Annotated in this window: 5 protein-coding genes and 1 pseudogene; 2 read left to right on the top strand and 4 right to left on the bottom strand. The window is 47.6% G+C overall.

Annotation, left to right across the window (positions count from 1 at the left end; translation table 11 throughout):
- The 3 genes and pseudogenes from PMI05_RS00030 to PMI05_RS00020 form a co-directional block, all read right to left on the bottom strand.
- Positions 1-1,686: pseudogene (locus PMI05_RS00030) on the bottom strand (hypothetical protein); the annotation flags it as partial.
- 151 nt (positions 1,687-1,837) lie between these two features.
- The gene (locus tag PMI05_RS00025; protein WP_007715567.1) at positions 1,838-3,040 is read right to left on the bottom strand and encodes a hypothetical protein; all 1,203 of its coding nucleotides are present in this window, start codon (positions 3,038-3,040) and stop codon (positions 1,838-1,840) included.
- A gap of 107 nt (positions 3,041-3,147) precedes the next feature.
- Entirely contained in the window at positions 3,148-4,032 is an 885-nt protein-coding gene (locus tag PMI05_RS00020) for a glycosyltransferase family 2 protein (RefSeq protein WP_007715565.1), read from the bottom strand.
- A gap of 136 nt (positions 4,033-4,168) precedes the next feature.
- On the opposite strand from PMI05_RS00020, the gene PMI05_RS00015 reads away from it, so the two are divergent.
- A complete protein-coding gene (locus PMI05_RS00015) occupies positions 4,169-5,527 on the top strand; it encodes a hypothetical protein (protein ID WP_007715563.1) in 1,359 nt (452 codons plus the stop codon).
- Between the two features lie 55 nt (positions 5,528-5,582).
- Here PMI05_RS00015 and PMI05_RS00010 read toward each other — a convergent pair whose 3' ends face one another.
- Positions 5,583-6,680: a peptidoglycan-binding protein gene (locus PMI05_RS00010; RefSeq protein ID WP_007715562.1), complete on the bottom strand. Its 1,098-nt coding sequence runs from the start codon at positions 6,678-6,680 to the stop codon at positions 5,583-5,585.
- Between the two features lie 95 nt (positions 6,681-6,775).
- On the opposite strand from PMI05_RS00010, the gene PMI05_RS00005 reads away from it, so the two are divergent.
- The coding region (locus PMI05_RS00005; RefSeq protein WP_007715559.1) for a DUF1360 domain-containing protein at positions 6,776-7,092 on the top strand (317 nt) is incomplete at its 3' end.

Genomic DNA, 7,092 nt, shown 5'->3' with positions numbered 1-7,092 from the left:
TTCTTGGCCTTGAGTCTGGAGCTCTTGCTCGATATCGAGAAGTTCTTGCTCCCGTGAGTTGAGGTCTTGCGTTTGAGAATGTAGCTCTAGCTCTTTGGAGGTGAGCTGTTGTTCTTTCGTTTGCAGGTTATGCGCTAGGGATTGAAGGTCATGCCCTTGCGTCTGAAGCTCTTTTTCGAGACCGAGAAGGTCCTGTTCCCGTACGTTAAGGTCTTGCGTTTGTGAATGCAGCTCTAGCTCTTTGGAGGTGAATTGTTGTTCTTTCGTTTGAAGCTCTTGTTCGAGATCGAGAAGGTCCTGCTCCTGTGCTTGAAGTTCTTGTGTCTGAGAATGCAGCTCCAGCTCCTTAGCATCGAGCTTTTGCTCGGTAACAAGCAGCTGTTGTTCTTTCGTCTGGAGGTTATGCTTTAGGGATTGCAGTTCTTGACCTTGCCCCAGCAACTCTTGCTCAAGACCGACAAGTTCCTGCTGTCGTGCTTGAAGGTCTTGTGTCAGAGAATGCAGCTCCAGCTCCTTAGCCTGGAGCTTTTGATCTGCAACAACCAGTTGTTGTTCTTTCGTCTGCAGGTGATCCGCTTGAGAATGCAATTCTAACCATTGCGTCTGAAGCTCTTGTTCAAGATCGAGAAGTTTCTGCTCCCGTTTTTGTAGGTGTTGCGTTTGAGAATGCAGCTCTTGCCCCTTCGATTGGAGGTCTTGTTCGAGAGAGAGTAGATCCTGCTCTTTTGTCTGAAGGCTACTCGCTAGGGATTGCAGTTCCTGCCCTTTCCCCAGCAACTCTTGCTCAAGATCGTGAAGGCCCTGCTCCTGTGCCGTGAGACTATGCTCAAATGCGTAGAGGTTTTGCTCTCGCACTTGTAGTTCCTGTTCCCGCTGCTCCCAATTTGCGCTTGCTTCTGTAAGCTGCTGTAGGTCAGAGAGTGTCTGCTCTTCCCGTGCTCGTGCGTCCTCCAACTGCTGATTCAGTGATTCAATTTTGGATAGTTGCTCGTGTTGCCTCATCTGTGCACTCTCAAACTCTTCATTTACCTGATCCAAAGCTTGTTTCCATGTAAGCTGTTGGTGCTCCAGATGCGCGATCATGTCTAAATGCTGCTGGCGTTCTTGCAGGAGCTCCTCGATTTTACTCAGCTGCTGCTGATCTTGCTCGTGTACCTCTTTTTTCCATTGTACCTCTTTTTGTTCGTAGCTTTGTATTCGCCGTTGGAGCAATTCAATGTGCTCGCGTAAGTGTGCTTCCTGCGCTTGATGTTTGGACATGATTTCCTCAAGCCGTGGACCTTTTCGTTGCTCTCTGATTTCGGATTGCAAGTAGTCGATCGAACTCTTTAGTTTTGCCTCTGTTTCCTGGTGGTCGGTTATGGCATTTTCGCGTTGTTTTAGGAGATGTTCGTAGTAGTCGAGCTTGCTCTTCATTTCTTGAAGCATGTCTTGTGAATCATTCAAGCGCAGCTTCCATTCTGCGCCTTTGCTGTCCAAATCGTGGAGGTTCTGGTTCAGTTGTTCAAGCTGCTCTCTATATGCTTCATTTTTTTTTGATGTTTCCTCTATCTGCTTCTGTAGGTACCACACTTCTTGCATGAGTTGGGTTGCTTTTTCTTCGTAGTAGTGTGCTTGTTTTTTTAGCAGGAGGAGCTTCTCATGTTCTTTCGACTTGTTCGCATTGGAGATTCTCCTTTTGTACACAGTGTTGTCCTCCTTTTTCCGTCTGGCTTTCCCATATAGACATATGTACGGGGTGGGAATTGGTGCCTGTATTGTAGTGACGTTCATCTATAGAAAAAACGGGAGAAGTGTTGGTCTTCTCCCGCCTGATTGAAAACGAATATTATTTTTCTTACGGAGTGGTAATGACAATATCCCCGAACGTGATGCAATCGGCAACCAGTAATTGTTCGTCTGGAACGACCGTAATTGTGGCGCTGAAGACGAGGACACCAGCAGAATCGGTGAGTGTCAGAATGATAACGTCTGGCAGGCCAAGTCCTGTTTCGGCGAGTGTCAGAGAGTAGGTCAGTGTTTCTTGTGCGCCTGTTGCTGTGAATGTCCGTACACCAGTACCTGTTACGACCAGACCTGTCACAATTGGCAGGATAGGCAGTACGGTAATGCATGTCGGAGAGCTGATAGTCGTTGGCGAGAAGCTGAAGCTTTGATCGCCAAGGACATCAGGCAGGAGAGCATCAAAGAAGTTAAAGGTAAACGAGCTGCTGGATGGATCGCAACTTGGGCAGATATCCGCGATGAGCTGGATCGTACCGACGGCAATGGCGAGTGGGATACCAATAGAAATGGAGACGTTTGGTACCAACGCGTTGACGGACGCCTGGCAATCGCAGTTGCGTACAGGGAAGATTGGTGGGCATTGTGGCGGGAATGTGATCGGCGGGCAACGGAAAGACGGCGTTGGCGACGGAATTGGAATGTTGTTTGGACGCGGAGAGCAGAATTTCGCCAATACTTCCAGTTTGACTTCTGCTTCTACCTGGATCTCTACGCAGACAATGACGTCGAGTTGAACCATGCCACCGAGGAGAACAGTACCTGTCGGTGAGCACTCGAAAGCACTGATTCGGCACAAGATATTGTCCTCATCAAGCGGTTCAGGCAGGCAGAGAACGACTTCCTGATCGAATTGCACTGTCGTTGTGAATTCGCAGAGAGGTGTTCCGTCTGCGAAGACGCGAACGAGCACAGTGGCTCCGAACACAAAGCGAACGACTCCGACCCGAACAGTGGTCCCATTGACTGTAATGTTCTCGCGGCGAATACTGACGACTCTGCAAGTAGGACCAGGAGTAACTGGCTCAACGCAGGAGATCGTGATATCTTGCCCTGCACGAATGGCAGCGTCTACCAGAGCTTGACAATCGTCGGGAAGGGCAATCTTGTTTCGGTAGCTGTTCGCTAATACTACCCAGTCATACACCTTGTTGACGCGAATGCACTCTTCCTGCAGGTTGTTCGATATAGGAGGAGTTGCTGTAGGCGTCGGTGTAGGGAGCTGGCGACCCATAATGGGCTTCACGTGATGTTTCACCGTAAGAATCCTTCCTTTCCTAGGGAGTTTGCTTTGCAGTTACATACTATGTGGGCAACGGGAGTTTGGCATGTTGAGCAAGCGCCTATTTTTTAGGTCACTATCTTTCAGAATGGAATTTGAAATTTTTGAAAGAACCAATTATCGTCGAATTTTCTTTGGGCAGTGTATCGAACACGCTGAGCGGCAGCCCCGCAAGTCAGCACGTCATCCGCAATTTCACTCACATTTGCGTAGAGCACAAGTTTCTTCGTAGCCTCAATCCGCTGCTCGTTAAAATGGCTGTACGCCATTCGAAGCATATTGTAATAAATGTGCTCATGTGCAACTGTGTAAGGGTGAACTTGTCTAAACAAATGCAAGATTTTTACGGATGGCTGGACCATGCACGTATATCCGAATAGCCACATTTTGATGGAAAACTCGATATCTTCAAATCCCCATATGCGAAAACCGCGATCAAAACCCCCGACTTTCATAAAAGCTTCTCTAGTGACCAGGAAGCATCCCCCTGGCAATATCGCAACCGGTGCCGTGCCTGTTGGCTTTGGATACCAGGTGATCTCGAGCTTTTGATTCAGATTTTGCCCATATCCAATTTTATGTGGCTCCGTCATGGAAGCGATTCCGGGAGCAACGCCATCTGCTTTTTTTGTAAGAATGAGCTCCATCATGCGATCGATCCAAAAGTTTTCAAAAGACAGATGGGCATCGCAAAAAATGAAGTAGTTGCCGCGTGCGTGATTCACGCCCAAGTTTCGTGCTGCAGCAGCACCAATGCCTTCTGTTGTGATTAATTTTATTTTTTCATTTTGCCCTTGACCTTGTAGAAAGTGACAACCGTTATCAGTTGAGGCATCATCGACTACGATCACTTCATATGGATACGTGGTTCTTGTATTCAAAAGGGAAGTGATGGTAGAACGCACATTGTCCCCCTCATTTTTTACAGGAATGATAATGGAGATCAGGGGCATTTGTGAGGTGGGCATATGACCACTCCTTTCTGTAGCATCGTATGCGCAACGCGCTTCTTCGGAACAGTCATCGCCAAAAATGTTCACTTTGGACACTGGGCATTCATACAATATCGCGGACTGACGGAAAGTGTCGTGAGGAGAGATGGGAATGGATGTTGAGGTATATTACAGTGGTCAACGTGGCGGGACCATGCCGTACGCGGCTCTGCCAGCGTTCCGTTTATTTTGCAAGCAAAATGGCTTTCAATTGAAGTGGGATTCAACGAATAAAAGAGTGGACCTGGATTCGGGGTTGAAAGGAAAAGTTTGCGTTCTTTTTACAGGCATATCTTCAGGAGGGACCGCCTACGAGTGGGAGGTATTGGGGAACGTTCAAAAATTTCTCTCTGATAGCGGGATGGAGGTTGTCTTAAGCCAAAACAATCCGACTCTGGCGAAAAATACGGATGTCGCCATACGTTTCAGCTTAAAGGAAATGCGAGCCCTAGAAAAAACGAGACTGATTTTCTTTCAGTCGGAGGATGAAAAGCGGCAAGATCTGGTCAAGTGCTTGCGTACAGAAATGCAGCAGTCAGGAATCCCGTGTCTCTATAAAGTAATCAAAAACCAAAAGCAATCATCAATCGTTCACATCCAGTTGCAGTTGCCGCTTTATACGGATGTGAGCAAGCGTAAGATCTATGCGGAAAAAATTGCGCTACACTTAGCGTCAGGGGTTTTGGAGTATTTCCAAAATGGATTGCACATTCAACCAATGGCGTTTTTACCACCCAATATTTTGAAGCTGTTTTATTCCACTATGCTCTTTACCTCTGATGAGGAAAGTCAGCAGAGAGCAGATGAAAAGCCATTAGCAGAGGAACAAATCACGTTTCAGGAAAGTGACCAGCCGGGTGTTGAGGCCAGTGACTCAAATAGTGAAGAAAACAGCGAATCAAACAGTGAAAGAGAAGAGCTGTTGATCTTGGCAGAAGAAGAATTGCTGGAACATGTAGTGACCATTCATCCGATCGAAGAAGTACCTGAACAGGTTGAATTGCGTACAGCGGCAGAAGTGTATTTTGATTACACGTTGATTCACTCTGAATCAGTTGAGAAGCCATACCTGTTGATTGGGACACTTCAGGTGAAAAATACGGGGAACGTTGAACTGAAAAATCCAATCGTGTGCCTGCGCGTCTCGCCTGTCGATTCGATCAAAATGGGAGGGCAGGTATTGCCGCCGAAGCTCGTGGAGACGATGGCTGTGCAAGGTACATCGGGCTTAAAAGGGTGGAGATACTTGGAAGACGATTGGTTTGCCCAAGCAATGGAGAGAGGGGAATACTGGATAGCGCCGATCCAGCCTGTAACCATTGCGCCGGATTCGACGGAATCGTTCCAAAACTTTCAGATTTCTTTTATGAAACAAGAAGCGGGGAAGGGAATCGTCGTCGAGGGTGTCGTGCTGTGCAACGATCAGACGGTACACTTTTCCGCCAATAACCGGATCGCCGTGTCTTTCTAATATGGAAGAAAAGCCACCATTTCAGTAGAAATGATGGCTTTTCCGTTCCGCGCCTCTATTTTTTCAAGAACATTTGCACGAACGTTTTCCCGTGCGGACCGCCATTCACAACAGCAATAGCTACGTAGTCGTATGTCGGACTCATGATATTGGCTTTGTGCCCGGAGGAATTCATAAACATTTGATGAGCGCTGCTTACAGAGTAGTTTTGAGCAATATTTTCAGCAGCAGCTAAATAGCGAATACCAAAAGTATCCATCATTTGAAACGGTGAGCCGTAAGTGGGAGAGGTGTGACTAAAGTACCCTTTGCTTACCATCTCTTGGGCTTTCACGCGTGCAACATTCACCAACTGCATGTCCACTTGATAAGGTGCGAGTCCGCGGCTGGTGCGCTCTTGATTCACGAGTTGAACCATTTCTTTTTCCTCAGCCGTCAAACCAGCAGGAAGAGGAACTTGCGTGCCAGCACCAGGGTTTTGCGGTTGCTCAGGCTTGCTTGGTGTTACGGGAGTCGTTGGATTTGTTGGTGTGGTTGGCTTTGTATCTGGTTTGGGCTGCACTGGGTTGTTCTTAAATTGTGTTTGAATGGCAGTATAGGTTTTGGCATCAGCTTCACCAGTCAAGGTTTGTTTATTGCGCGACTGGAACAGCATGACGGCAAAACGCGTAGATTCATCGTATTGTCCCGATGCCGTTACTTTGTAGCCGAGGCCAGCGAGCATCGTTTGCAATTCCTTCACGCGTTCACCGCTAGCACCCAATTTCAGCGGAGCGTAATCATTAGACTCAGCAGGCTTGCTAGGCTTGGACGGTATACTCGGTTGTGTCGGCTGCTCTTGCTTGCGAGCTTGGTACACGCTCTTCAGTTTATCGTAAGTGGTTTTGTTTACAATTCCAGTTTGTGGGAGCTTGTATTTTTTCTGGAACGTTTTGACGTTATAAGCTGTGTTGCTGTTGTAGATCTTGTCCACTACCAGCTTGTAGTCGTAATGGAGTGCATCGAGCATCTTTTCCACTTCAAGCACGCGCGAGTTTTTCGCCCCTTTTTTCAAAGAGGTAAAGGTTGTTTTCGCAAATGCAGGTTGTCCGATCATGGTTACGAGGACGGACAGGGAAAGGATGGTTGCCATTTTCTTTATGTTGCGATTCATCTCATCACGCCTTTCTCTGGTTTGTCGCACCACAATGGTACTAAATGTGGAACAAATGAGAAAAGCACAAAATATTGGAAAGAGGTGGAGGTGGAATGTTTGACCTCTCTTGGATCGACCTAATCATTCTCGTGCTGGCAAGCTTTCGTCTCACGCATTTGATTGTTTTTGATGAGATCACGTCTTTTCTGCGAAACCCATTTTACCAGGTGTTATATGTACCCGATGAGTCGGGGCAAATGGTGCGGGACTTTCAATTTAAAGGCGGGAGGGTGCGACAATGGATAGGCAGATTGTTGAGCTGCCATTGGTGCGTGGGAGTTTGGGTGGGCGCTTTGATCGTTGGGTTGTATATGTATGTGCCAGCCGCCTATCCGTTGCTGCTCCTGCTTGCCATAGCCGGAGCGGCGGG

The sequence above is a fragment of the Brevibacillus sp. BC25 genome, from assembly GCF_000282075.1.
Taxonomy (GTDB): Bacteria; Bacillota; Bacilli; order Brevibacillales; family Brevibacillaceae; genus Brevibacillus.
Note: the sequence above shows the minus strand (reverse complement) of the source record. Positions and strands in the feature narration are given on the sequence as shown.